The organism is Actinoallomurus sp. CA-142502 (assembly GCF_050936355.1).
GTDB classification, from domain to species: domain Bacteria; phylum Actinomycetota; class Actinomycetes; order Streptosporangiales; family Streptosporangiaceae; genus Actinoallomurus; species Actinoallomurus iriomotensis.
Genome location: NZ_JBNJMY010000001.1, coordinates 6655773 through 6681575, shown reverse-complemented (window position 1 = coordinate 6681575; position 25803 = coordinate 6655773). Strand labels below are relative to the sequence as shown.

Sequence of the window (25803 nt, the reverse complement as noted above, 5' to 3'; positions counted from 1 at the left end):
CTGGTCTGGCAGGCGGGACCCACGGTCACCGTGTACGGGGAGGACCACTGGGGCCCTCGGCGGACGCGCCCGGCAGCGCCTCCCGGTGCAGCCCGGCGAGCAGCGCGGCCACGGCGTTCGTGACCAGGGTGGTACGCGTCCTCCGCTCGGCCCAGCGCCAGTCGCCGTCCGGGTTGACCTCCAGGAACACCGGCGTGCCCTCGCGGACGAGGAAGTCGAACGCGCCGTAGCGGAGCGACATCGCGGAGGCGAGCAGCGTGGCCGCGGCGGCCACCGCCGGGGGCGGTTCCCCGGACCGGATCTCGACCCGGCCGCCGGCGGTCCACAGGTCGGCGGGGGAGTGTCCGCCGGGGAGCTCGAACCCGTGCACCTGCCCGCCCACGTAGTACACGCGCCACTCGGTCTCGTGCTCGACGTACTCCTGCACGATGACGGGCGGACCGGGACACGGATCGGCGGGCAGGCTCCGCCGTTCGACGACCGTGGGGAAGATCCCGCTCAGCCGTCCCGGCGCGGCCTCGACGAAGTGCCGGTGCACGGCCTTGATCACCAGCCGTGGGCACGCGAAGGCGTCCCGGGCGCGACCCGGGTCGGTGGTCACGATCGTCCGTGGCACCGCCACGTCGTGGTGCCGGGCGAGCCGCAACTGGGCCAGCAGAGCGGGACGCCGCGCGCCGAGACTCGTCCCGGAGATCGCGGCCAGCTCGTCGGCCGCGGCCTGCCAGGACTCCCGGGCGAACACGCGGTGCGCCGCGTCGTCCCCGCCCTCGATCGCGTTCGCCGAGAAATGCCTGGTCCAGGTCACCGTCGGGGCGAGGCGGCGCCCGTTCACGCACGCCGTGCGGGTCGCCGGGTCGACCGTCAGCCCGGTCGTGGCCGCCAGCTCGTCGGCGTTGAGACGGGCCGACCGCACGCCGGCGCCGCCGAGCAGATCCCGCACCGCGTCCAGTTCGGAGTCACACGAGCGGCTGAGGAACAGCACGCACGGCACCGGCCCCGGCCGGACGTCGAACACGCGGGCGGGGGAGGAGAGCTGGCCGAAGAACGCCTCGGCACCGTCAGGCACCGCCACCGGCCAGTAGTTCGTCGGCCATGGTCAGCAGCTTGGTCACCGTGGCGCCCACCTGTTCGGACGCCGTGGGCAGTCGCTCGGCCACACGTTGCAGCAGCGGCAGGTCGAACCGGGCGACCTCGACGGCACGGGTGGCGCCGGTGTCGTGCCGGAGGCGTACGAGCAGCTCCAGGACGGTGGCCATCTCGGTCGCCAGCAGGCCGAGCGAGTCCATGTCGCCGAGGTCGCCGCGTGGCCGGCTGTCGCGGTCCAGCACCTCCAGGACGCCGATGCACTCGCCGTCCGCGATGAGTGGCGCGGCCATGATGCTGCGCGGTACGTAGCCGGTCGACTCGGCGGCCGCCCGGGCGAATCGGGGGCTCTCCGCCACGTCGTCGACGAGCAGTGGCTGACCGCCCATGACCGCCCAGCCGGCGATGCCGGTACCGCCGGGAAACCGGGTCCCCGGCAGCTGGTTCTCGCCCTCGCCCGCGACCGCCTCGAAGACCAGGTCCCCGTTCGCCCGGTCCACCAGGAACACGGAGGCGGCGGCCGCGCCGAAGACGCTCCGGGCCACCTCCACGATGGACTGGAGCAGTCTCCGCTGCGTGATGTCGGTGCTCTCCGGCGGATCAGTCAACACGCGCACCTCCATTCTCCGTGGCCGCGGAGCCGGCCACGTTCTCGGCGGTCAGGTAGAGGACGGACTTGAGCTGGAACGGTGTGAGCGAGCGGTGCTTGCTGAGGATGAGCGCGCAGATGCCCGCGATGTGCGGGGTCGCGAAGCTGTTACCGGTGGTGAGCATCTCCCGGCCGCCGGTCCAGGCCACCCGTACCCGGACGCCGCGCGCGTAGAACTCCACGGGAGGCGACGGGTTGTAGTAGTAGGCCATGGGGTCGGTCCCGTCGTGGCTGGCCACCGAGATGACCGACGCGAACGGCCACGGATAGCTCCGTACCGGCATGTTGTGGGCCGACGCCACGATGACGCAGCGCCGGAAGTAGGCGGCGTCGGACAGCTCGCGCAGCGCGTCGCGGAACTCCGGCTTCGTCGTCGACAGGCTCATGTTGATGACGTCGAAGCCCTCGTCGATCGCCCAGCGCAGCCCCGTCAGGAGGGCCGCGCCGGTGCCGTGGCTGCCACTGGACAGGACGCGCACCGAGGTGAGCGACGCCGCGGGAGCGATCGCCCGGATCACGCTCGCGCACGCGGTGCCGTGACCCGCCTCGTCACCGGGCTCCACCGGTACGACGGCGGCTTCGCCGCCGTCGCCGGTGACCACGTCCATGGACGCCTCCAGCTCGCCGACCAGGGGGTGCGAGGTGTCCACTCCGCTGTCGAGCACGCACACGCGGATCCCCGAACCGTCGGCCCCGCCCCACGCCCACTCCCGGGTGACCACCGGGCCGAGCGGGCTCACCTCGAAACGCTCGTGCGGCACGACGGACGCCGGCATGCTCCACGCGGGCACGCCGGGGAAGTGGTCGCGCGGTGGCCTCCGCCAGGGTGGGACGTCAGTCACCGCTGCCGTCCGGACCTCGACCGCGCAGCCACTCGCGAACCCGTGCGGCCGGCAGCGTGGCGCCCTTGGCCTGGAACCTCCGCAGTGCCTCCGTCCCCTCGGCCATCGCCTGCTCGGCCATCCCGGCCGCCCTGAGCACGATCGCCCGGTCGAAGAGCGTCTCGCCGGCGAGGCACAGGTCGTCGGCGTCCGCGCTGAGGCCGCGTGCCGCCTCGGTGGCGGCGACCGCCTCGTCGTGGCGTCCCCGCGCGGACGCGATGCGGCCCCTCAGCGCGGCCGAGCCGATCCGCGCGCGCAGGCTCGTGAGGGCACCCTCTCTCTCGACGCCGTCCAGGGCCGACGCCGCGGCGGCCGTCCGGCCCTGGTGGAAGAGCTCCCGGGCGATCGCGACCTCGGTGTTCTGGGTGTCGGGGGCGTGCCGGCTCACGCGCAGCATGCCGAGGCTCCGGCGGTACCGCGCCTCGGCCGTCTCGTGCGCGCCGGCCAGCGACTCGACGTAGCCGGCCGCGTCCATGACCGCCGCGTCGGCGAGGTCGAGGTGCAGGTCGCGGGAGTAGGACAACGCGTCGGCCAGGGTGCGCCGCGCGCCGTCGAGGTCACCGTCGAGCGCCTCCAGGCGCGCCCGCGTCACCAGAACCGGGACGAGCAGGGCGCGATTGGCGGCGAACCGCATGGCGAGCATGACGCACAGGTCCAGCCCCGGAATGACCGGAGTCGGAGTCCACTGCGCCAGCTCGCAGATCGCGCAGAGCAGCCGGTCCTCCTCGTACCGGTCGTTCATGGCCCGCGCCCGCGCCAGCCCGAGCCGCAGCGACGCCTCCGCCGACGTCGCGCGCTCGTCGACGAGACGCAGGTAGGCCAGGAGCTGTTGCAGCCGGCACCAGCTGAGGTCGTCCTCGGGATCGCCGAGCAGGTCCGCCTCGATCAGCGCCGCGTCCGCCGCCACCGTCGCCGACGGCGCCCGGCCGAGCCGGAGCGCGACGATATCGCGCTGGATCGCGCACGTGGCCGTGTTGCGCGGATCGTCCGGCAGCGCGGCCTCGGCGGCGGCCAGCGCGGTCAGGCACCGTTCTTCGTCCCACAGCCAGAGCCCGGCGTCGCAGATGTGCAGCGCGAGCGCCGTGTGCCTGGTGTCGCCGGCCGGCAGCAGCTCGCGGCCGCGCTCCAGCAGCTGGACCGCGGCCGGCAGGTCCTTGCGGTCCAGCGCGTTCGTGCCCTCCGCGATCAGGGCGTTCGCCGCGGTCTCGGCCAGCCGCGGCAGGCTCCGGTCGCCCGGCCGCAGCTCCCGGCGCAGCCGGCGGGCGGCCTCGACGTGGTAGGCCACGGCCATCGCGTCCTGCGGCCGCTCCCGGGAGAACCACTCGGCGACGAACTCGTGCCAGTGCTCACGCCGGGTCTTGGGGGTGAACTCGTAGGCGGTGTCGCGCAACAGGGACTGGGCGAACCGGAACGTGCCGGCCGGGCCGCGCTGGAAGACGCGCCGTCGTACCAGGCGGGCCAGCAGCTCGTCGATCGTGGCCCCGCCGATCCCGTCCGCGTCGGCCATCGCCTGGAGCAGGTCGCGGGTGAACTCCCGCCCGATCACGGCGGCGATCTCCAGCAGGGAACGTTCGGTGCCGGGAAGCCGGTCCAGCCGCGCGCCCAGCATCGCCTGGATCGTGGGCGGCGTGTGGATGCCGGCGGCGGTCTCGGTGAAGACGTCCAGGAGCAGCTCGGCGAATAAGGGATTCCCGTCGCACTGCACGGCGATCCGGCGGTACACGTCCTGATATTCCTGCGGGTACACGTCGTTCCGCAAGGCCAGCGCGCTGACCAGTTCCGCGCTCTGCTCGCGGGTCATCTCCCCGAGCTCCAGCGTCATCGCGGACGGCTTCCCGCCGCCCCAGGCGGGCCGGGCGTCCAGCAGCTCGGTACGGGCGACGCACAGCAGCAGGACGGGCACGTCGTCCAGCCAGGTCGCGATCTCGTCGACCAGGTCCAGCAGCGTCTGCTCCGCCCAGTGCAGGTCCTCCCAGACCATGACGACGGGGCGGGCCCGGCCGAGGACGCCGAGCAGGTGCCGCATCGCCCAGGCGATGTCCTCGATGCCGGCCCCGCCGGCGGTGCCGTCATCGTCCATGAGGGTCGCGAGGCTGCGCACCGCCAGGCGGTTCGCCGCCATGTCGGCCGGATCGGGCTCCTCCACGAGCCGTCGCGTGAGCTCCGCCCATCCTCCGGGGAACGAGCCGAGCATCTCCGTCAGCGGTTTGTAGGTGATGCCCCGGCCGTACGCCGAGCAGCCCCCGGACAGCACGGTCACCTCGCCGTCCGGCAGCGTGGCGAGGAACTCCTGGATGAGGCGTGACTTGCCGATCCCGGGCATGCCGAGCACCGTGACCAGGCAGACCTGCCGCCGGGACCGGGCACGCCGGAGGCTGTGCCGCAGCTCCTCCAGCTCGTCGGAGCGGCCGATGAACGGGGTGGCCGGGCCGGGGCGCTCGTCCCGGAGCACGGCGTCGGTGAGCCGCCAGGCCGGAACGGGGTGGGCCTTGCCCTTGAGCCGCAGCGGAGGTACGGACTCGATGCCGACCCGGCCGCGGACCATGGCGGCGGTGTCGGCGCAGAGCAGGATCTCGCCGGGAGCGGCGGCGGTCTGCAGCCTGCTGGCCGTGTTGACCGAGTCGCCGACGACCCGGAAGTCGTCGCCGGGCATCGTGATCACCACGACGTCACCGGTGCAGACTCCGGCCCGCGCCTCCAGCTTCACCTGGTACTGGGCGGTGAGTTCGGCGCTCAGGCCCTCCAGGGCCGCGAGCGCCTCGGCGGCGGCGCGGACCGCGCGAACCGCGTCGTCCTCGTGGGCGACGGTGGCGCCGAACGCGGCGAGGATGGCGTCCCCGACGAACTTCTCCACCGCCCCGCCGTGCTCGGCGACGCACGCCCCGCAGGCCGCGAAGTACCGGTCCATGACCTGCCGCAACGGCTCGGGATCCAGGCGTTCCGCGAGCGCGGTCGACCCGACGATGTCCAGGAACAGCATCGACACCTTCTTGCGGCTCTCCTGACGCGCGGCGGCGGCCGTCAGCGGCGCGCCACAACCGGCGCAGAACCGGTCGGACTCGCCGGTGTGCCGCCCACAGGCGGTGCAGCTCACCGGGTGCCGCCCAGGGGCCGCGCCGCGGGCGCCGCCTCGGGCGCGGGATCCGGTTCGGCCTCCGGCGGCGGGAGGGCGAGCCCCGCGCAGACACCGGCCATCACGACGAGCACGCCGGACACCGCGAAGATCGTGTCGATGGGGCCGAACCGCAGGCCGGCCGCCGAACCCGAGAAACCGCGCAGGCCGGAACTGGCGAGCCAGCCGGCCACCAGCGCGGCCAGCATCTGCGCCAGCCGCGTGGCCGGATAGAACACGGCCATCACCCGTCCGGTGTATCCCCGGGGCGCCGCCGCGAGCAGCAGCGGCGACATCGCCGTGTTCAGCATGGTGAGCGGGACGGCGAAGACGAACAGCAGCACGATGCCGCTGACGAGGTGGGCCTGGCGGGCGTAGGCGATCAGCAGCACACCGCTGACCAGCAGGCCGATCCAGGTCGTCCTGCGCGCCCCGATCCGCTGCACGACCTGGCCCGAGCACAGCGCGCCGACGACGCCGCCGAGGCCGAGGGCCATGCCGAGGTAGCCGTACAGGTGGGCGGACGCGTGCAGGTTCCCGGTGACGAAGAAGACGTTCAGCGTGTTCAGGGAGCCGACTCCGCACTGGCCGATCACGGCGAGGGTCAGCAGCGCCATCAGGAACCGGTTGCCGGCGAAGAACCGCAGCCCGGCCACGAACTCACGGCGCAGCCCGGCACGTTCGCCGGCCGGCTCGCCCCGTCGTACGACCTCCGGCCCCATCTCGGCCGACCGGATGGCGAAATAGGACACCGCGTACGACAGCGCGTTGAACAGCAGCGCCCACTGCAGACCGGCGGTGAACAGCAGCGGCGCGGCGAGCGGCGGTCCGACGAGCCAGGCCGTCTGCCCGGTCGCCTGGGCGATGCCGGCTGCGCGGGCCCGGTCGGCCTCTCCGGTCACCAGGTCCCCGATGACCGCGAAGCGCGCCGGGGCGAAGAACTGGGCGGCCGCGTTCAGCGCGAACACGGTCACGTAGATGAGGGCGAGCCACACTCCGGCCGGAAGGGCGTGGACGGGAAGGAACGACACGGCGGTCAGCACCGTCACCAGCGCGCCGCGGACCACCTCGGTGCGGAGCATGGTGCCGCGTTTGCTCCACCGGTCGACGAACACGCCCGCGACCGGCCCGACGAGCAGCACCGCGCCGCCCATCGCCAGCATCACGCCGCTGACCGCGGCCGGGGCCCACGGCCTCCCCTTCGCCAGGACGACGGCCACCCACAGCACCAGGGTGGTGCTGAAGACGGCGTCCCCGACCGACGAGACGGCCTGCCCGAACCACAGGCGGGTGTAGTTCCGATCGATGAGCGTCAGCCGGAGCGCCATCAGGGACGCACCGACGTGACCATCAACGACATGAGGGCCGTCACGAGCGTCGTGTGGTACGCCTTACGGAAGGACTCGCCCGCCGAGAGGGGACCCGCCGCCCGCAGTTCGGCCGACCGTGCGGGGATCGCGCCGTCGGGACGTTGTGCCCGCGTGAGGCACTCGATCGCGGCCACGCCCGACGGCGTGCCGAGCGGGTCGTGACCCAGGCAGAACCACGTCATGACGAGTTCCGCGGTCAGGTCCCACCGATCGCGCCGCACGCAGTGGTCCAGCATCCGGCCGGTGACTTCCTCCGCCCGCGCCAGGGCGTGGGCCGGCCCCGGACTCCGGCGGCCGAAGTCGCTGAGGAAGAAGCTGGAATGCGTGACGGCGTACGCGTCCTGGGTGGCCAGCGGCGCACCGGACGGTGCCGGCGCCGCGACGGGCGGCTTGACCAGCGGACTCTGTTCGAAGAGTTCCTCGTACGGCTCGATCCCGTGGTCGACGCCGGCCTTGTCCGCGTAGTACCGGGTCTCCAGGCGCTGGTACGGCGACTTCCCGAGCGGTGACAGGAAGCCCTCGGCGGCCAGCCGTGCGAGCGTGGCCCGGCACAGCCGGTCGTCGATCCCCGGCGGCGCGAGCGCGGCGTAGATCAGCCCGTACTGGGGCGCGAAGTCGGGCTGGGCGGCGATGAGCCGCTGGAAGTCCGGACGCGGCCAGAGCCGGCGGATGAGCGCGGCCGGTTCGTTCAGCCGGTCGTCGCCGGGGTCCAGCCGCGTCCAGCAGTGGCAGAGCAGCGCCAGTTCCAGCGCGGCCTTCACCTTCCCGTGCGCCGAGGACCGGGCATTCTCCGAGTACGGGTCGAAGTAGTCCAGGTTCCGCCCGAGCCAGTCGAGCGTGCCCGCGGACAGCCGGTCGAGAGTCGGCGGCATGGCTACAGGCGCCCCGTCTCATCCAGGTGGTCGAGCAGGGCCGCGTCCACGGTGTCGTGGAAGTCCGCGAGCACCCGCCCCTCCTCGCCGTACCGGTAGAGGTCCTCGCAGGCGATCCAGCGGTCCCGGGTCACCGCGCCGGGCAGGTACCCGCCGGTGACCGTGCCGACCTTCCAGTCGGGTTTCCCCGCGGTCTCCCAGCAGCTCGACAGGGTGCCGTCCGCGTTCACCACCGCGCCGTAGCGGCCGTCGGTGTGACCGCAGGTGGGGCACACGCGGTGCGCGCGCGGGCGGTTGACGCGGAAGCCGACTTCGAGCGCCCGGCGCTGCCACCGGGTGAAGCAGGTCGCCAGTTCGCCCGTGTGCAGCAGATCGTTCGCGTATCCGACGCCGACGTCACCGACCCGCGTGAAGTAGATGGTGCACCGGTCGGGATCGACGGCCTCCGCGAGCCGCTCGACCAGCGCGTCGATCCCGCGGAAGTTGTGGTGGGAGACGTTCACCCGCACGATCCACCGGAGCGGCGCGGCGTCGGAGGCGCGGGCGATGTTGCCGACGATGGCGTCGAAGGTCCCGCCGTTCGACCGCCGTACCCGGATCCGGTCATGGTCCTCGCGGTCGCCGTCGAAGGTGACCTGGATGGAGTCGAGCCCGAGGTCGGACAGCCGCCGGGCCAGCTTCGGGGTGAGCAGGGTGGTGTTGGAGATCATCCAGGCGGACGACAGGTTGTAGTCGGCCGCCCGGGCCAGCATCTCCACGCAGCCGCGCGGGTTGAGCAGGGGCTCCCCGCCGAACAGCAGCAGCGCGAGGCGGTCCAGGCCGGCCGCGGCCATCCGCCGGCCGGCGAAGTCGAGGATCGACGTGATCGTCTGTGACGTCAGCCGCGCGTGCGTGATCCGTGGCGGGCGGCCGCCTCCGGACGGATCCTGGGCGGTGTTCTGGAAGCAGTAGGCGCAGCCCAGGTTGCAGTCGGTGCTCGTCAGGACGGTCAGCGAATAGGCGTGGTTCGGCGCTGCGGACAGCAGTCCGCGCTCGCCCAGCCGGCGTTCGGTGTCCGGCCGCAGCCCGCCGTCGGCGGTCAGGTGCCCGGCGCGTAGGCGGGCCACCCCTCCCGGTCCGAGAAACCACCAGTTCCGCTCGCCCCTGAGGAGCCGTGCACCGGTCGTACGGCCGGCCTCTTCCAGATTCACTAGCCCTCCACGTTGCCGGCGCCCGGTTCGGTGGCGGTCGGGGAAAGGCGGCGCTCTTCGTTCAGACCCGGCGAATCCGAACGCTAGATATTCGCGGTATGGAGGCGATTAATCACCGGTTCGGCAATGGTAAATCCACAGCCCTCGAAGCGCGCTGAAACGCATTGGCCCGAAGGTCTCATGGAGCCGTTTCCGGCAGCGGGCGAGGATGGCCATTGCCTACCGAGGAGCGCTGATGCCGGACACCATCGCCTACCGGACCGGCACCTACCGGACCGCCGGCCCGGAGGAGACCTGGCAGCGGGTGCGGCCGATGCTGCCCCGCTTCGGCATCACCCGGGTGGCCGACATCACCAGGCTGGACGACATCGGGCTGCCGGTCCACGTGGCCTACCGGCCGGCCGGCCTCACCTACGCGGTCAGCATCGGCACCGGGACCACGGCGGCGCAGTCGCGGGTCGGCGCGGTCATGGAGAGCATCGAGACCTGGCACGCCGAGAACCTCCGGCTCCCGGTGGCCGCCCGTGCCCCCGCCTCGGCGCTCGACCTCGGGTATGACGTCCGGGCGCTGAACCTCGTCCCGCGGGCCCCGCTGACCTCGGCCGTGGTGCTGGACTGGGTCAGCGGGCGCGGCCTGCTGACGGGTCGGGAGATCCTGGCCCCCATCGACGCCATCCGGCTGGACGGCACCGGGCCGCGCGACTGGGCGGCGGTGTTCTTCTGGCCGACCAGCGGAGGCCTGGCGACCGGGAACACCGAGGCCGAGGCCGTGCTGCACGCCCTGCACGAGCTCGTCGAGCGGGCCAGTGTGGCCGCCGCGCGGGACCGTCCCCTCTCCCGGCGGCGTTACGTGGACGCCGGGAGCTGCCGCGAACCGGTGACCAGGTACGTCTTCGACGCGTTGCGGGCGGCGGACTGCACCGTCACGGTCCGGGACATCACCGGGCCGGAGGAGCTGCCGTGCTACGCGGCGACCATCTGGTCCGAGGACGTCCCGATGCGGTGTGCCGGGTACGCCTGCCACGTGGATCCCTCGATCGCGCTCGGCCGCGCGCTGTCGGAGGCCGTGCTGACCCGGCTGGCCGTGATCTCGGGGGCGCGCGACGACATCGACGGCGGCGAGTACCGCGAGATGGCGCGTCCGGAGGAGCCCGTCGCACCGGTCGCCGTCCGCGACGGGGTCTCCTGGGCCGACGACGGCGACCTGCGGTCGGTGGTCCGGCACTGCGCGGCCCGGGTCGCCTCGGTCACCGGCGCCGAACCGTTCGTGGTCCGGCTGGACCACGAGGACCTCGGCATTCCCGCCGTCAAGGTGATCGCTCCGGGGTTGAGCACCGCCCACGCCGCGTGGGAGGCGAGGCCGTGAGAGCCCCCGTCGTGTTCGTCGGCCCGACCCTTCCGCGCGCCGAGGTCGCCGCGCTGCTGCCGGCCGCGCGGATCCTGCCGCCGGTACGCCACGGGGACCTGCTGCGCCTGGACGCCGGCGCCGGGGACACCGTCCTCATCATCGACGGGCTCTTCCTCCAGGCCGCGTCGGTCCGGCACCGGGAGATCATGTACCTGCTGCAGCGCGGGGTCACCGTGGCCGGCAGCTCCAGCATGGGCGCGCTGCGCGCGGCGGAGCTGTGGCCGTACGGCATGCGTGGATTCGGGGAGATCTTCCGGCTCTACCGGGACGGTGAGATCGACGGCGACGACGAGGTCGCGATCGTGCACGGCACGGCGGAGGACGACTACCGCGCCTACAGCGACCCCATGGTCGGCATCAGGATCGCGCTCCGCGACGCGGCGGCGGCCGGGGCCATCAGCGACCGTGACGCGGGGCTGATGCTCGACGTTGCCATCGCGATCCCGTTCCGGTCCCGTGGTTTCCGCGCGCTGGAGTCGGCCGTACGCGCGCACGTCCCGGCCCGGTCCGTCGAGGCGTTCCGAACATGGCGATCGGCGCACGACACCGACGCCAAGGCGGCCGACGCCCGGCTCCTGCTCGCCGCGGCCGCGACCGGCGACTCCGCGCTGTGCCCGGCCGGCCCCGGCGACCGGCCGGTCCGGAACGTGCACACGTGGATGTTCGACAGGTGGGAGCACCGGTTCCACGGCACCGGGACCGGCGACGGGTGGGTGGCCGACGCCGACGCCGCCGCCGCGCTCCGCCTGGTCCATCCCGCGTTCCCGGACCTGCATCGGCGGTACGTCCTGTCCAGGGTCGCCGGACTCGACCCGGACCATCCGGCGCTGGTCGAGGGCGCCGTCGCGGCCGCCCGGGCCAAGGGACTGCGGGTCCCCGGCCCGGACCCCGCGAGTACGGACTGGCTCACCGCACGGGACCTGGCCCTGCCGGAGGACGAGGCGCTCGCCACGCTGCTGGTACGGGCCTTCGGCGTGGTGCACGGCGGCTCGCGGTCCCGGTGGGACCTGCCTCCGGACCTGCGAACCCCGGCGATGATGTCGTGGGGCCGCGAGGTCGTCACCGCCGCGCGCCGATGCCACGACCGCCTGCTCGGCCCGGCCGACGGGGGGCCACGCCGCCGGTTCAGGGCGGAGGTCACCGACCAGGTCATCGCCGGCCACTGGGGCTGCGACCCCGGCGACCTGACCGGCCACGCCTGGGACCGGGGAATCGCCGACCTGCCGGCACTCCGTCGCCTCGCCGAGCCGTTCGTCGCCCTGCTGAAGAACCGACCGACGGGCACGATCGGCATGGACGGCGACCGTGTCACGGACGTCGCCTGGCCGCGCTTGCCGTGAGTTCCTCCGCAGGTCGCGAACCGTCCGTCGTGGTCGGCCTGCGGCTGAGTCCGGCGTCGCGGTGTGCGGCCCTCCGCCGACTCGGGCGGGCGGGGGCCCTGTCACGAACGCTGCGTGGCTGCGGTCGTGGTGAGTTCCTGCACGGGTCCGCGCGTCACGTGCTCGGCGAGGTCGGCGGCGCGGGTGGCGCCGTCCGTCGCGGCCAGTCTGCGGCCGAGTTCGCCGGCGCGTGCCCGTAGTCCGCGGTCCCGCCACGCCGATTCCAGGATCGGCGACGGGTTCGGCGTCGCGGTGCTCGGTACGCGCACCGCCACGCCGGCCCGTACGCACGCCCCGGCCAGCAGCGGCTGTTCGGAGCCGTTGGGTGAGACACCGAGCGGCCGGCCGCGCAGCAGAGCGGACAGTACCGGCGCCGACGTGGCGCTGGTCAGCACCAGCCCGGCGCGGTCGATGAGCGGTCCCATCCACGGCTTGCGTACGACCAGGATGTCGGCGCCGGGAGCCGGGTGCGGGTCGGTCGACCGTCCCTGCTCGACCACGGCCTGGAAGGGGCCGCCGGTGAAGGCGGCGTTCAGGCCCGGCCACTGGTCGGTCCCGCCGAAGAAGCGGCCCAGGTGAACGTAGACGACGGGCTTGCCGGACCGGGCCAGCCGGGCCTCGATCGCCTCGATCTCGGCAGGGTCGGCCGCCGGCTCCCAGGCCAGCGGCCCGACGTGGCGCACCCGCTCGGGCAGCACCGCGCCCGGGTACTCCAGCGCGGGGTCGCCGCGGAGCAGGAGCGCGTCGCCCAGCAGCGGATTCTCCGGCCGTCGGGGACCCAGCCCGGCCTGCTCGCGTACGGCGGCGTAGAGCCGGAGAGACTCGCGGGTTCGGTCGTCGCGGGCCCGGCCCAGGTGCGGCTCGCCCTCGCCGCCGGCCCGGTAGTTCCACAGGTGGACCGACAGCCCCAGCACCACCACCGGGATGTCCAGTACCTCGGCGGCGAGCAGGGCACCGTTGCACAGCACCGAGGTGATCAGCAGGTCGGCCCGTGCCTGCGTGGCGGCGCGCAGCGTCGCCCGGTACTGCGCCGGTCCGGTGGTGCCCCACCAGGTCGCGGAGAATCCGCGCCGCTCGCCGAAGTCCTCCGCCGCCGCGAACGGCAGGCCGGCCTCGGCCAGCACGGGAGCGGCCGTCGACCGGCCCAGGACGCTCACGGTGTGCCCCCGGCGGCGCAGCTCACGCCCGACCGCGATCGCCGGATACAGGTACCCTCCGTCGCTCAGCGGGCAGAGAAGAATCTTCATGGGGCGTGCGCCCGGTGATGCGATGCCCTCACGGCGGATCTCACTGAGTGCTCCCTGATGGCGGGCGGTCACCCGGCCCCCCGGACCGGCGTGACCTGGCGGAGAGGACCGGATGTCCCGCCCGTCGTCAAGTCGTGGCGAGCCCACCGCCGGCGAGGCCGGCGTCGAGCTCGTCGTAGCCGGCGTCAGTTGATGACGCAGCCGGTGCTGAGCTCGCCGTCCTCGCCGTGCGCGACGACCTCGACGTCTTCGGTCTCGGTGTCGGCGGGCTCTGGGGCCTTGTCCTCGGGCTCGGTCATGTCGTCCTCCTGCGCGCTGCTGGCGCCTTTTGCGCCATTTCTAGAAAGAAGGGTAATGACGCGCGGTATGGAGATGATTAGCCACTGGTTTGATAGTGGTAAATGGCGGATTCGCGCTGGCCGCCATCTCCCGCGCGTACGCGTAGGGCAGCACCGGAATCTCATAACGCACGGTGTGCGCGAGCATTTCCACGCCCGGGACGGTGATGATGCTGGCCTCCAGCAGGCTCTCCAGCACCCGTACCGCCGTGTTCTCGTCGGCGTCCAGGACGGCGGCGGCCTGTTCGAGGGTGAAGACCGGCTCGGGGAGCATGCCGAGCCGCGGCACCGCCCGGTGCGCCGGCTCCGGCAGTTCGCCGATGGCCTCGGCCAGCCGGGCCCGGATCGCCACGTCCCCCGCGGTCAGCTCGTCCAGCAGGGCCCGGGCGCCCACCATCCGCTCGGCGTACTCCCGTAGTGGCACGTGCCGTAGCAGCGCCAGCCGGTCGGCCACGAGCCGGACTCCGAGCGGCAGCAGGCCCGTCGCCGTGACGATCAGCTCGGCGGAGTGCCGGTCCGCCGCGACCCGCTCCCTGCCGATCGTCCGCCCGAGGAGCGCGACCGCCTCGTCGACCGCGAAGGAGGAGATCCGGAGCCGGTATCCGGCCTCCAGCCCGGCGAGCCGGGATCGGGCCGTGACGATGACCGCGCTGTCGCCGGACTCGGGGAGCAGCGGCCGGACCTCGGACTCCCGGCGGGCATCGTCGATGACGACCAGCGCCCGGCGCTCGGCCAGCCAGAGCTGCCAGGCGCGCCGCGCCTCCGGCAGCGAACGGGGCGAGTCCACCGGCAGGAGCTGTGACACCACGTCCTCGAACGGGCGCGGTGTCCCGTCCTCGCCGCGCAGCCGGACGAACAGGCGGCCGTCCGGGAAGTGGTCACCGAGCCGGTGCGCGAGGTGCACCGCGAGCGCGGTCTTGCCCGCGCCGAGCGGGCCGGTCACCACGGTGAGCCGGTTTCCGTCCCGGACGAGCGCGTCCCGCAGCCGCCGGACCGCCGCCGTCCGTCCGGTGAACGCCGGCGGGTCCCAGGGCAACAGGCTCGGCGCCCTGCCGCGCGCGGGAGCGTCCGGTTCCGGCGCGGTCGGCTCCGGCTCCCGTAACAGCGACTGGTAGAAGCCGACCAGCGCCTGGCTGGGGGAGAGGCCGAGTTCGTGCGCCAGCGCCTGACGCAGCTCGTCGTAGACCGCCAAGGCCTCCGAACGCCGCCCGGCCCGGCACAGCGCGGTCATCTGTAACATCCGCAGTCGTTCCCTGAGCGGATGCCGCTGGGCGACCTCGGTGAGGCGCTCGATCGTGGCCGACCCGCCGCCCGCGGCGATCTCCGCCTCCGCCCAGTCCTCGAAGACGACGAGGAAGCGCCGCTCCAGCCGCTGGGCCGCGGCACTGATCAGCGGTACGTCCTGGAACCCGTCCAGCGCGGGTCCGCGCCACAGGCCGAGGGCCTCGGCCGGCGCCCCGGATCGGGCCTGCTGCTCGAAGCGCAGCGAGTCGAGCTCGGCCGGGGCCGCGTGGAACACGTATCCGCCGGTCTGGTAGCTGATACGCGAGCCGGAACCCTCGCTGACCAGCCGGCGCAGCGCGGACACGTACACCTGGATGTTCTTGCGCGCCGTCTGCGGGGGTGCCTCGTCCCATAACGCCTCGACCAGCGCGTCGAACGACACCAGGGAGTTCGCCCGGCTCAGCAGGGCGGCCAGGACGACCTGTTGCTTCCGTGATCCGAGATCGACGGAACGGCCGTTCTCCACCACCTGCAGGGGGCCGAGAATTCCGAAACCGGCGTTCATCTCACGCTATCTTGATTACTAGGGAATGCCCTTCGACTTCGGCGTCCGAAACGCTGTCCAGACGCTGTTTGACGGAGTTGAGAACGGCCACCTCTTGCTCGGTGAGGTCGGCGAGCACATCGCGTTGTGCCGCGGTGAGTAGATCCACCGGGTTTCCGGCCTGCCTTAGGGCGGCAAGCGCGTCAAAGGTCATGGTCCCCTCCACGGTCGTGTGCCGGAACATCGTCACCTGCGGTCAGTGCCGAATCCATAAGACCTTCGGGCCATTGGGCATCCGCGGCCGCGGACCACGAAAGGATCAATGCGGACAGTCCGGCCTGCAGCCGGGACCGGAGTTCCAGCTTCGTGAGTATGGCGGTGACATACCGTTTGACGGTGCGTTCACTGATTTTGAGTTCGCGCGCTATCGACCGGTTGTCGTAGCCGAAACCGAGTAACTGAAAGACCGCGCGCTCCCGTGGCGTGAGCGTCCGCGTGAGTGACAGCGCCGCTGCCAGCGGCTGGGGTGGCGCGGGCCGCTGGTACGAGCCACAGGCCGGGCATGGCCCCGTTCTCATTCGCGAGGGCCGGTGGTGCGCGTCCCCGGCCGTCATCGAATCACGTGCCGCAGGTGCGGGGGCTGGAAAGATAAGTCGATCTTCGACGCGGCGGTCATCAAGGCATCTTCACCACTCGCCGAGGTGGTGGCCAGGCTAACCGCGGGGGCCATGGGGCGAGTTCTCCGCCGTCACATCCGCGCCTCCGTCCTTGTCGAGGCCAACGATGCTGACATCGCTACCAGACCCTGATTGTCCACATAGTTCCGTAAGTTACGTAGTCCCGATAAGTACCTTTTGTCGGCCGGTGGTGGCCATCGGGTACGCGGCACGGCGCGCCGTCCATGCCGGCGAATCACCCACAGGTCTTTTTCGGTCAGTCCGTTCCGCGTTCGGCGACGCGCTGTTTGAGAAGGCCGACGAGCATATGGTTCACCGACAGCATGAGGTCCTCGAAATGAAAATTGTTGTCGTTCTTGCCGACCTGCCCGGGGAAACGGGAGGTTCCGGGCACCACCAGGCAGACCTCGGCCAGTGCCCTGCACGTGCCGCCGTCCCCCTTGGTCATGGCGAACGTCCGCGCGCCCGCGTCGACCGCGACCTGGAGGGCCTTCGCCACGTTCGGCGAGTTGCCGCTTCCGGAGTAGGCCATCACCAGATCCCGGGAAGTGACGAAGGGCGCCAGGGACGCGGCGAACATGTCGTCGGCGCCGATGTCGTTGACGAGCCCGGTCAGCTCGGCGGCCGACGAGCACAGGTTGACGAACGACAGGCGTCTCACGTCCGGCGGGAGCGGCCGGGTCTTGTCCTCCGTCACGAACGGGTGGTGCTTGAAGTCGCAGTAGAAGTGGTCGAGGGTACCGGCGTTCCCGCCGTTGGCCATGGCGTAGACGGTGCCGCCCTCGTCGTAGGTCTCGAACAGCATCTCGGCGGCCCGCTCCAGGACGGCCACCGGGAACTCATCGACGATGCGGCGCTTCTCGGCGAGGTAGAGCCCGATGGTCTCGGCGAGGGTCACGACCGGCCTCCCGCGTGCTCGGACTCGATCCGGCCGTGCCCGCGCCCGGCGTCGTCCTGCCAACGGATGACGTCGTCGAGTTCGGGCGTGGAGACCTCGATGGAGGTGTAGTCGGTTCGCGCGATCACCCGATGGAGATCGTTCGGCGGGTTGGTCCAGCCCGAGCGGGGACGGTGGACGGTGGTCGTCAGGTCGCCCACGTCGATCACCGCGTCGAGGTCGTCCGGCGCGGTCGCGCCGCTCAGCACCGTGGCCTCGCCCTCGATGACGTAGTTCGTCTCCAGCTTCCGGCGGTGGGACTGCAACGACGACTGGTGCCCCTCGGTCATCCGGATGCGTTTCAGCGCGTACGGGACGTCGGGCAGGTTGCGGGTGTACCAGACCTCGTCGCCCCAGGGCTTGTGCACCGTGTAGTCCGAGACGTCCGGGCAGCGGCAGGGCACCGCCCGAGGGCCGGCGCCGGTCACCGTCTCTCCCCGGACGGAGCCGGCCTCGACGAGGACCGCCGGTTCGGCGCCGGCGTTGACGATCCGGTGGACGCATCCCGGCAGGGTGTGCCAGCCGCCCAGGTACCCGTACGTCCTCGGCGGCTCGTCGCCGTGCGGCGTCTCCAGCCGTACCCGGCCTGCGATGACCACGAAGCTCCGGTGGTCGCGGGGGTGGGAACCGAACGGGGTGGCCCGCCCGGCCTCGATCGTGTGCTCCGCGAACAGATAGGCGCCGTCGGCGGCCGGATCGGCGAGCCGGCTGCTGCGCCTGTAATCGGTGGTGACCTCGGTCGTCCTCATCGTTCCACTCCCATCATCCGGTCCAGCCAGTGGTTCGCGTCCTGCTCGCGCAGCAGCCGTCGTGCCGCCGCGCGCTCCGCCGGGGCCGCCCCGGAGGCCATCGCCTCGCGCAGGACCGAGGCGGTGCCCTCGACGTCGAACGGATGCACCGGCGTCACATGGCCGGCCAGCTGCTCGTACGCGCCCGCGTTGACCGAGAGCAGCAGCCGGGCGCGCTCGCCGAGGTAGAGGGCCTCCTTGGCGACCAGGTTCATCCCGTCGAACGTCGGGTTCACCAGCGCCAGGTCGGCGCCGGACAGGGCGGCCACCACGCAGTGACGCGTGGTGGGCAGGTCCGGGTAGACCAGCGAGACGGCCGGCCGGCCCGGGGCGCCGAACCGTTCGTTGAGGCCGGCCACCAGGCCCTCGCACTCGCTCTGGAGCTCCCGGGTGCGCTCGGTCGGGCGACCCGGCGGGGTGGCCACCGCGCAGAACCACCATTCTCCGGCCAGCCCGGGCTCGCGCTCCAGCACGCTCCGGTACGCGGCGAAGCCGCGCGGCAGGTTCTTCCACAGGTCGATGCGGTCGGCGCGGGCGATCACCCGGCGTCCGCCCGCCTCCCGTGCCAGCCGCGCCCGCCACCGCGCCGTGGCCGGCTCGTCGCGCAGCCGCTCCACCATCGCGACGTCCAGCGGGAACGGGGCGACGGTCACCCGGGTCCGGTGCCCGTCGTACGTCACGCTCCCGTCGTCGACCGCGCAGCCGGGCAGGAAGCGCGCGCAACAGCCCAGGAACGCGCGTGCCCACCGGGTGCAGTGGAAACCGACCACGTCGGCGCACAGCAGGCCGGTGAGGATCCGGTCGCGGATGTGAGCGGGCAGGACGCCGAAGTAGTCGGGCTCGCACCAGGGCAGCCCCTGGAAGAACGCGATCCGGCCGCGGCGTTCCGCCCGCCGCCCGAGCATCTCCGGCACCAGGAACAGGTGGTGGTCGTTGACCAGCACGAACTCGTCCGGCGACCCCGTCATGAGGCTCGCGAGCCGGTCGGCGTACGCCCGGTTGACCGCCTCGTAGGCCGGCCACGCCTCCGCGAGCCCCGCCTCCGGCTGCCGCGCGGTGTCGAGCAGATAGTGGAACAGCCACAGCAGCAGCCGTACGCCGACCGTCTCGTAGTGCCGGTCGGTCATCGCCCGGGGCAGGCGCAGCCGGTGCAGCGTGACGCCGCCGGGCAGCCCGGTCACGTCGACGGGGCCGTCGCCGGCCGCGGCGGCGTCATCCGGCGGCATCGTGCACACCCAGTCGCCCCCGTGCCGGCCGAGCAGCGTGGCCAGCAGCGGCACCAGGCCGCCCGGCGAACGGGGGAGCAGGCCGGCGCCGTCCTGCCACCGCGGTGCGCTGTTGCTGCAAACGATCAGTCTCAAACCGGTCGCCGTCCTCGGGTCGGCATCGGCCACGGCGGGCTCACCTCGCGGCCTCCCGTACGAAGGCGGCGATCCCCGCCGCGTCCAGCCGGTACCGGCGGTAGAGCTCCTCGGGCGGGCCCGCCTGCCCGTAGTCCGGCACCGCCAGCACGTCGAAGCGGGGCCGGTCCGGCAGGCCCAGCACGATCCGGCCGATCTCGTCGGCGAGGCCGCCGACGCGATAGTGGTCCTCGACGACGACCGCCCGGCGGTGCGCCCCGGCCAGCCGCGCCACCGCCGCGCGGTCCACCGGCAACGACGACACGTTGACCACGGTGGGAGTGATCCCGTCCGCGGCGAGCCGGCCGGCCGCCTCCACCGCGACCGGCACCGTACCGCCCATCGCGAAGACGACCACGTCGCCGCCCTCGCGGACCACGTGCGGGACCCCGAACCGGAACCGGTACCCCTCCGCGTGCACCTCCGGCTGCGGCTGCCGGCACAGTCGCAGGTAACTCGGGTGCCGGTCGGTCGCCAGGTGCTCCATCATCTGCCAGACCTCGGCGCCGTCGGCGGGCTGGAACACCCGGACGTTCGGCAGGGTGCGCATCAGCGCCACGTCCCGAAGCCCCATCTGGGTCGGCCCGTCCCGCCCGATCGCCAGCCCGGCGTGGGTGCCGACCAGGACCACGCCCGCGTCGTTGAGCCCCACCGACTGGAAGATCTCCAGGAACTTGCCGGTCAGGAAGTGGCCGAAGCTGGCGACGAACGGCCGGAACCCCTCCTGCGCCAGCCCGGCGGCCACGCCGATGGCGTTGGCCTCCGCGATGCCGCACTCGAAGAACCGGTCCGGGAACTCCTCCTTGAACGGCAGCGTCCGTGTCGCCTTGGCGAGGTCGCAGTTCACCACCACCACGTGGTCGTACTCGCGGGCGATCTCCACCAGCGCGGCCCCGAACCAGTCCCGTGTGGAGCTCATGCGCCGCACTCGAGAAGGGTTTCGAGGTAGTCGACGGCGGCCGCGTACTCCGCCGGAGAGGGGAGGTCGCTGTGGCTGCCGTCCAGCAGGACCCGTCCGGGGCCGAGCCGGCCCTTGCGCGTGTGGGCGATGATCGCCGACGGCCGGCCGGGGTCGCGCCGTTGCAGGGCGTCGCGCAGCTCCCCGTGATCGTGGCCGTCCACCTGGGCGACGTCCCAGCCGAACGCGCGTAGTTTGTCCGGCAGCGGGCGTAGCGGCAGGGTGTCGCCGACCGCCCCGTCGCTCTGGCTGTCGTTGTGGTCGATGACGGCCACCAGGCCGGAGACCCGGTTCGCGCCCGCGTACAGGAACGCCTCCCACACCTGTCCCTCCTGGCATTCGCCGTCGCCGAGCAGGCAGTACACGGTGGAGTCCCGGCCGTGCAGCCGGCGGGCCACGGCCCGGCCGACGGCCACCGACAGGCCCTGGCCGAGCGCGCCGGTGCTGACGTCCACCAGCCCGAGCCGCGTACGGTCCGGGTGCCCCTGCAGCCGGCTGTCCAGCGCCCGCAGCGTGCCGACCTCCTCGGCGGGCAGGTCGCCGCCGACGATCAGGGCGGCGTACCAGGCGGGCGCCGCGTGGCCCTTCGACAGGACGAACACGTCGCCGGATCGGTCCGCGCTCCAGTCCATCCGGTCGAACCGCAGCACGCTGATGATGTCGGCGCACGACAGCGACGAGCCGGCGTGCCCGGAACCCGCGCGATGGATCATCTCCAGGAGCACGAGCCGGCATCGCGTCGCGAGCCGCGCGATCCGGGCCAGGTCGGCGTGCTCGGCCGGACCGGCGACCACTCCCTCACCCCGCATCGGCGCCCCCGTTCCCGTTCGCGGCGGGCACCGGGCCGGCCACCAGCCCCGCGATGTAGTCGGAGACGGCGGCGATGGTCGGCTGCCGCCACAGCAACGTCGTCGGCAGCGAGCACCGGAACCGTTTCTCCAGCCTGCGCCGGACCACCACGGTGAGCACCGAGTCCAGCCCCTGCTCGACCAGCGGGCGGTGCGGCGACAGGTCGGCGGGGGCCAGCCGCATCTCCCTGGCGACCTGCGCGCCGACCTCCTCGATCAGGAACGCGCGCAGCTCCTCCGGCGGCAGGTCGGCGAACGAGTCGGCGGGCCGCTCGTCGGCGCCGTTCTCCCCGGGGGCCGGCGCGTCGATCACCGGGTACCGCAGTCCGGACAGCCAGGCGACGACGGCGCCGGCGTCGTCGGTGACCCGGACCTGCACGGTGTCGGCCCGTTCGGGGTCGAGCCACACCTCGATGTCCACCGCGTCCGGCGGCTCTCCCACGATGACGAGCCGGTCGACGTGAGTCACCATGCGCAGCAGCGGGTCGCCGGGGAACGCGCTCGGCGCCACCGACATCGCCGCGTCCAGCACGGACGCCCAGGCACCGGGCGCGGCCCCACCCGCCGGAAGCGCGCCGTCAGCGGGGAGCGCGCCGTCGGGCGCGGTGCCACCCGCTGAGAGTGCGCCGTCGGCGGGGAGCGCGCCGTTGGCCGGGGGAGTGGCGTCCGCCGGGGGCGTGTCGCCGGGCGGTCCGCACCGCACGCGGGCGCGCAGCGCGCCGTGGCCGAGCAGCAGTTCCTCGACACTCCAGTCGAACCCGGTGCCGGGCACGCCGACGGCGGCCAGCCGGTGCGTGACCGTGCCGGGGTCGGCCGGCGTGAGCGGCTGCGCCGGGGGCTCCGGCGCCTCGCCCGGCGCGGCGGGGACCGTGGCGGTGGCGATCATCTGCCAGGCGGCGTCCGGCTCGCCGGCGAGCCGGGCGGCCAGCCGCAGCGCGGTCCCGTCCCGTACGACCTGCACCTCGCGGCGGTCGGCGGTCAGCAGCGGCGCGGACATCGTCACCTCGCCGAGCGCCCGGCCGCCGGAGGCGGCGAAGAACGTCGCCGCCAGCACCGCGGCGGGCACGATCTCCACGCCCTCGATCGCGTGACTGCCGGGATAGGGCCGGGTCTGGTCGTCCAGGGCGGTCCGCCAGAGCCGGACGTCGGTGCCCGCCAGGTCGACGCCGTCGCCGAGCAGCGTGTGCGCGTCCGGGTCGTGGCCGCGCCCACCGGTGTCCGGGGCCGACGGCGCGCGCCAGTGCCTGCGGCGCTGCCACGGGTACGAGGGGAGCACGACCGGCCCGCCGGACGGCTGCAACCGGTGCCAGTCCACGCCGAGGCCGGCGCAGTGCGCCGCCGCCACGCCGGTGAGCAGGGCGGCCCGCGTGGGCCGGTTCCGGCGCAGCGAGGAGCCGACGAACACCTCCTCGTGCCCCTCCGCGCTCAGCGTCTCCAGCACCGAGTGCGTGACGACCGGGTGCGGGGAGATCTCCACGAACGCGCGGTAGCCGTCGGCCGCGGCCGCCGCGACCGCGCCGGCCAGGCGTACCGGCCGGCGCAGGTTGGCCGCCCAGTACGCGCCGTCGAAGCCCGGCGCCGCCCGTGGAGCCTCCAGCGCCGTCGAGTAGACGCGGACGCCGGGGACGGCGGGGGTCAGGTCGGCCGCGGCGGCGGTGAGCTCGGCCAGCAGCGGATCCATCTGCGGTCCGTGGAACGCCACGTCCGAGGCGACCCGGCGGGCCGGGATCCCCTCGTCGAGCCAGCCGAGCAGCACCTCGGCCACGGCGTCCGGTTCGCCGGAGACGACCGTCGAGCCGGGCGACGAGGCGATCGCGGCGACCACGTCGGTACGGCCCGCCAGCAGCCGCGCCGCCTCGGCGAACGGCAGCTGCACCATGGCCATCGCGCCGCGGCCGGCGACCCGCCGCAGCAGCCGCGACCGGCGGCAGATCAGCCGGGCGCCGTCGAGGCGGCTCAGCGCCCCGGCCGTCACCGCGGCGGCGATCTCGCCGACCGAATGGCCGATCACCGCGTGCGGACGCACCCCGTACTCGCGCCACAGCTCGACCAGCCCGAGCTGCATCGCGAAGATCATCGTCTGGATCCGGTCCACCTCGGTCAGCGCGCCCTCGGTCAGCGCCTCCCGCGGCGAGAAACCGATCTCGGCGGCGAACACCGGTTCCAGCTCGTCGATCACGGCGGCGAACGCCGGTTCGGACGCCAGCAGCTCGCGGCCCATCCCGGCCCACTGCGAGCCGTGCCCGGAGAACACGAACACCGGGCCGGGACCGGCGTCGCCGAGCACCCGTCCGGTGGTCACCGCGTCGTTCGGCGCGCCGGCGGCCAGGGCGCGCAGCCCACCGGCCAGCGCGGCGGGATCCTCGGCCGCCACCACCGCCCGGTACGGCAGGTGCGCCCGGCGCAGCGCGAGCGTGTGCCCGACACTCGCCGCCGGCAGGCCGCCGACGACACCGGCGAGGCCGGCGGCGGCCTGCCGCAACGCCGCCCGCGACGCGGCGGACACCGGATACAGCCGCCCGGCGGTCCCCTCGGCGGGCGGCGCCTGCTCCGGCGCCTGCTCGAGGATGACGTGCGCGACCGTGCCGCCGTAGCCGAAGGCGGACACCGCGGCGCGGCGCGGGTGCCCGGAGCCGGGCCACGGCGTCGGCGCGTCGACCACGCGCAGCCTCGCGCCCGCCCAGTCGACGGCCGGAGTCGGCGTGCCGAGCCGGCTCGGCGGCAGCTCGCCGCGGTCGAGCGCCAGGACGGCCTTGACCAGGCCGGCGATGCCGGCGGCGCCCTCGAGATGGCCGATGTTCGACTTGGCCGAGCCGATCAGGCACGGCCGCTCCGCCGGCCGGCCCGCCCCGTACACGGCGCCCAGCGCGGCGGCCTCCAGGGGGTCGCCGACCGCGGTGCCGGTGCCGTGCGCCTCGACGTAGCCGACGGTGCCCGGTTCGACGCCCGCCTGCCGCAGCGCGCGGCGCATCACGTGTTCCTGGGCCTGGCCGCACGGCGCCATGATGCCCACGGTGCGACCGTCCTGGTTGACCGCGCTGCCGAGGACGGTCGCGAGGATTCGGTCCCCGTCGCGTACGGCGTCGGTGAGCCGTTTGAGCACCACGACCGCGGCGCCCTCGCCCCGCCCGTACCCGTCGGCGGCGGCGTCGAACGACTTGCTCCGCCCGTCCGGGGCGAGCGTGCCCGCGGCGTCGAGGGTCAGCGTCTCGCCGGGGGAGAGGATGAGGTTGACCCCGCCGGCCAGCGCCACGTCGGTCTCCCCGGCGCGCAGGGCCTGCACGGCCAGGTGGACGGCGACCAGCGACGCCGAGCACGCGGTGTCCACCGCCATGCTCGGGCCGCGCAGGTCCAGCGCGTACGAGACACGGTTGGCCACGGCGCAGGTGGCGGAGCCGATCCCGGTCCACGCCTCGATGTCGGGCAGGTCCTCCAGCAGCCGGTGCCCGTAGTCGCCGGTGCAGACGCCCACGTACACCCCCGCGTCGGTGCCGGCCAGCGCGTCCGGCGACACCCCGGCGTGCTCCAGCGCCTCCCACGCGGTCTCCATCACGAGGCGCTGCTGCGGGTCCATCAGCTCGGCCTCGCGCGGGGAGAGCCCGAAGAACTCCGCGTCGAAGTCGGCCACCCCGTCCACGAAGCCGCCGCGCGGCACGGTACGGCGGACCGCCGCCGCGTACGACGTGCCGCGGTCGGCGTAGTCGCGCCAGCGGTCGGCGGGCACCGGTCCGCTGGCGTCCCGCCCCTCGCGCAGCAGGTTCCAGTACGCGTCCGCCGAGTCGGCGCCGCCGGGCAGGCGGCAGCCGATCCCGATCACCGCGATCGCCGGCCGGTCCATCAGGCATCGCCTCCCCGCGTCCGTGACCACACGGGCGACTCGAGAATCTCCACGACGGCGGCCGAGATGGTCACGCCGGGTCCGTACGCGAACATCAGCAGGTGGTCGCCCGGCCCCAGTTCGCCGCCGCGGACCAGGTGCTCCAGCGCGACGATCTGGTCGCTGGCCCCGCAGTGGCCGAGGGTCCGGCCGAACTCCCAGGTCGACCGGGACGCCGGGATGCCCAGCCGGTGCTCGCAGATCTGGTCGGCGATCTCCTGAGAGGTGTTCATGCAGGCCACCCGGGTGACGTCGCCGGCCTTGATCCCGGCCTCCGAGAGGGACTGGTCGATCACCTCGGCCATCCGTTCGTCCAGGGTGACCAGCACCCCGGTCCCCTCGCCCTCCACGACCGCACGCCGCCGGAACACGTCGTTGTGCGCCGCGAAGTCCACGGTGCGTCCCTCGGTGACGCCGGGCGGGAACAGCGGCTCGGCGCAGCGGTGCATCTCCTCGGCCTGCGACACGGACGCGGTGCACACCGACGCCAGCCGGGCGAACCCCGCTTCGGTGTCCAGCACGACGGCACTGGCGGCGTCACCGGCGACGGCCCCGGGCAGCATCCGCCACCGGTCCACCAGCGGAGTGCCGTAGTTGTCGGCGGTGACCAGGAGCGCGGCCCGGTGCCCGCCCCGCAGGTAGCTCGCGGCCAGCTCCAGCGCGGTGAACATGCCGTTGCAGCCCTGCTTGAGCTGGGTGGACAGCACACCGTCGCCGACCAGGTGGCGCTGCACGTATGACTGCGGCGGCCAGCCCTCCGGGCCCTGGTGCCAGGTCGAGGTGTACAGCAGCAGGTCCAGCTCGGTGGGGGACCGTCCGCTGCGGGCCACCGCGGTCCGCGCCGCGCGGAGCGCCATCTCCGGCGCCGGAACGTCACCGGCCACCGCGACCGAGACGAGCCCGTGCAGCTCGACCTCCTCGGCCGTGTACCGGCCCGCCGCCACGGCGTCGTCCACGCCCACCGTCGCGGGCACGTACGACCCGACGCCGCTGATGTACATGTCCGCCGTCTCCATACCGC

General features: G+C 73.5%; 20 protein-coding genes. 2 read left to right on the top strand and 18 right to left on the bottom strand.

The window, feature by feature from the left end:
* Positions 1–25 precede the first annotated feature (25 nt).
* From ACQEV1_RS31555 to ACQEV1_RS31525, 7 genes are read right to left on the bottom strand one after another with little or no spacing between them, the layout of a single operon-like run.
* Positions 26–1072 (bottom strand): ATP-grasp domain-containing protein, encoded by a 1047-nt coding sequence (locus ACQEV1_RS31555; protein WP_433398271.1) that lies wholly within the window; start codon positions 1070–1072, stop codon positions 26–28.
* Complete coding sequence (locus tag ACQEV1_RS31550; protein WP_433398269.1) at positions 1059–1694, bottom strand: GAF domain-containing protein; 636 nt, start codon at positions 1692–1694, stop codon at positions 1059–1061. The genes ACQEV1_RS31555 and ACQEV1_RS31550 overlap by 14 nt, the downstream gene beginning before the upstream one ends.
* Positions 1684–2574 (bottom strand): S8 family serine peptidase, encoded by an 891-nt coding sequence (locus ACQEV1_RS31545; RefSeq protein ID WP_433398267.1) that lies wholly within the window; start codon positions 2572–2574, stop codon positions 1684–1686. The genes ACQEV1_RS31550 and ACQEV1_RS31545 overlap by 11 nt, the downstream gene beginning before the upstream one ends.
* Complete coding sequence (locus ACQEV1_RS31540) at positions 2567–5707, bottom strand: ATP-binding protein (protein ID WP_433398265.1); 3141 nt, start codon at positions 5705–5707, stop codon at positions 2567–2569. Before ACQEV1_RS31540 ends, ACQEV1_RS31545 begins: the two co-directional genes overlap by 8 nt.
* A complete protein-coding gene (locus ACQEV1_RS31535; protein ID WP_433398263.1) occupies positions 5704–7053 on the bottom strand; it encodes an MFS transporter in 1350 nt (449 codons plus the stop codon). The genes ACQEV1_RS31540 and ACQEV1_RS31535 overlap by 4 nt, the downstream gene beginning before the upstream one ends.
* Positions 7053–7967 (bottom strand): DUF6895 family protein, encoded by a 915-nt coding sequence (locus ACQEV1_RS31530; protein WP_433398261.1) that lies wholly within the window; start codon positions 7965–7967, stop codon positions 7053–7055. The genes ACQEV1_RS31535 and ACQEV1_RS31530 overlap by 1 nt, the downstream gene beginning before the upstream one ends.
* Positions 7968–7969: 2 nt before the next feature.
* Positions 7970–9157, bottom strand: coding sequence for a radical SAM protein (locus tag ACQEV1_RS31525; protein ID WP_433398259.1), 1188 nt, complete (start codon positions 9155–9157; stop codon positions 7970–7972).
* 235 nt (positions 9158–9392) lie between these two features.
* On the opposite strand from ACQEV1_RS31525, the gene ACQEV1_RS31520 reads away from it, so the two are divergent.
* On the top strand, positions 9393–10523 hold the full coding sequence (locus ACQEV1_RS31520) for a YcaO-like family protein (RefSeq protein WP_285622838.1): 1131 nt from the start codon (positions 9393–9395) through the stop codon (positions 10521–10523).
* Positions 10520–11905, top strand: coding sequence for a TfuA-like protein (locus ACQEV1_RS31515; RefSeq protein ID WP_433398258.1), 1386 nt, complete (start codon positions 10520–10522; stop codon positions 11903–11905). The genes ACQEV1_RS31520 and ACQEV1_RS31515 overlap by 4 nt, the downstream gene beginning before the upstream one ends.
* 101 nt (positions 11906–12006) lie before the next feature.
* Here the strand turns inward: ACQEV1_RS31515 and ACQEV1_RS31510 are convergent, their stop codons facing one another.
* The 11 genes from ACQEV1_RS31510 to ACQEV1_RS31460 all read right to left on the bottom strand — a co-directional run bounded on the left by ACQEV1_RS31510 (position 12007) and on the right by ACQEV1_RS31460 (position 25798).
* Complete coding sequence (locus tag ACQEV1_RS31510) at positions 12007–13191, bottom strand: glycosyltransferase (RefSeq protein ID WP_433398256.1); 1185 nt, start codon at positions 13189–13191, stop codon at positions 12007–12009.
* Positions 13192–13530: 339 nt separating this feature from the next.
* Positions 13531–15318: a BTAD domain-containing putative transcriptional regulator gene (locus ACQEV1_RS31505; protein ID WP_433398254.1), complete on the bottom strand. Its 1788-nt coding sequence runs from the start codon at positions 15316–15318 to the stop codon at positions 13531–13533.
* 1 nt (position 15319) lies between these two features.
* Positions 15320–15511, bottom strand: a complete 192-nt coding sequence (locus ACQEV1_RS31500) for an aroma-sacti cluster domain-containing protein (protein WP_285622828.1) — start codon at positions 15509–15511, stop codon at positions 15320–15322.
* Positions 15501–15875, bottom strand: coding sequence for a helix-turn-helix domain-containing protein (locus ACQEV1_RS31495; protein WP_433406017.1), 375 nt, complete (start codon positions 15873–15875; stop codon positions 15501–15503). The genes ACQEV1_RS31500 and ACQEV1_RS31495 overlap by 11 nt, the downstream gene beginning before the upstream one ends.
* A gap of 355 nt (positions 15876–16230) precedes the next feature.
* A complete protein-coding gene (locus ACQEV1_RS31490; RefSeq protein ID WP_433398252.1) occupies positions 16231–16872 on the bottom strand; it encodes an SIS domain-containing protein in 642 nt (213 codons plus the stop codon).
* On the bottom strand, positions 16869–17660 hold the full coding sequence (locus ACQEV1_RS31485; protein WP_433398250.1) for a hypothetical protein: 792 nt from the start codon (positions 17658–17660) through the stop codon (positions 16869–16871). Before ACQEV1_RS31485 ends, ACQEV1_RS31490 begins: the two co-directional genes overlap by 4 nt.
* Complete coding sequence (locus ACQEV1_RS31480) at positions 17657–19060, bottom strand: trehalose-6-phosphate synthase (protein ID WP_285622822.1); 1404 nt, start codon at positions 19058–19060, stop codon at positions 17657–17659. Before ACQEV1_RS31480 ends, ACQEV1_RS31485 begins: the two co-directional genes overlap by 4 nt.
* A gap of 40 nt (positions 19061–19100) precedes the next feature.
* Positions 19101–20018 (bottom strand): transketolase family protein, encoded by a 918-nt coding sequence (locus ACQEV1_RS31475; protein ID WP_433398248.1) that lies wholly within the window; start codon positions 20016–20018, stop codon positions 19101–19103.
* Positions 20015–20866, bottom strand: coding sequence for a transketolase (locus ACQEV1_RS31470; protein ID WP_433398246.1), 852 nt, complete (start codon positions 20864–20866; stop codon positions 20015–20017). The genes ACQEV1_RS31475 and ACQEV1_RS31470 overlap by 4 nt, the downstream gene beginning before the upstream one ends.
* Positions 20856–24743 carry a type I polyketide synthase gene (locus ACQEV1_RS31465; RefSeq protein ID WP_433398244.1) on the bottom strand — a complete coding sequence of 1296 codons (3888 nt, stop codon included), beginning with the start codon at positions 24741–24743 and terminating at the stop codon, positions 20856–20858. The genes ACQEV1_RS31470 and ACQEV1_RS31465 overlap by 11 nt, the downstream gene beginning before the upstream one ends.
* Positions 24743–25798 (bottom strand): ketoacyl-ACP synthase III family protein, encoded by a 1056-nt coding sequence (locus ACQEV1_RS31460; RefSeq protein ID WP_433398242.1) that lies wholly within the window; start codon positions 25796–25798, stop codon positions 24743–24745. Before ACQEV1_RS31460 ends, ACQEV1_RS31465 begins: the two co-directional genes overlap by 1 nt.
* Positions 25799–25803 lie beyond the last annotated feature (5 nt).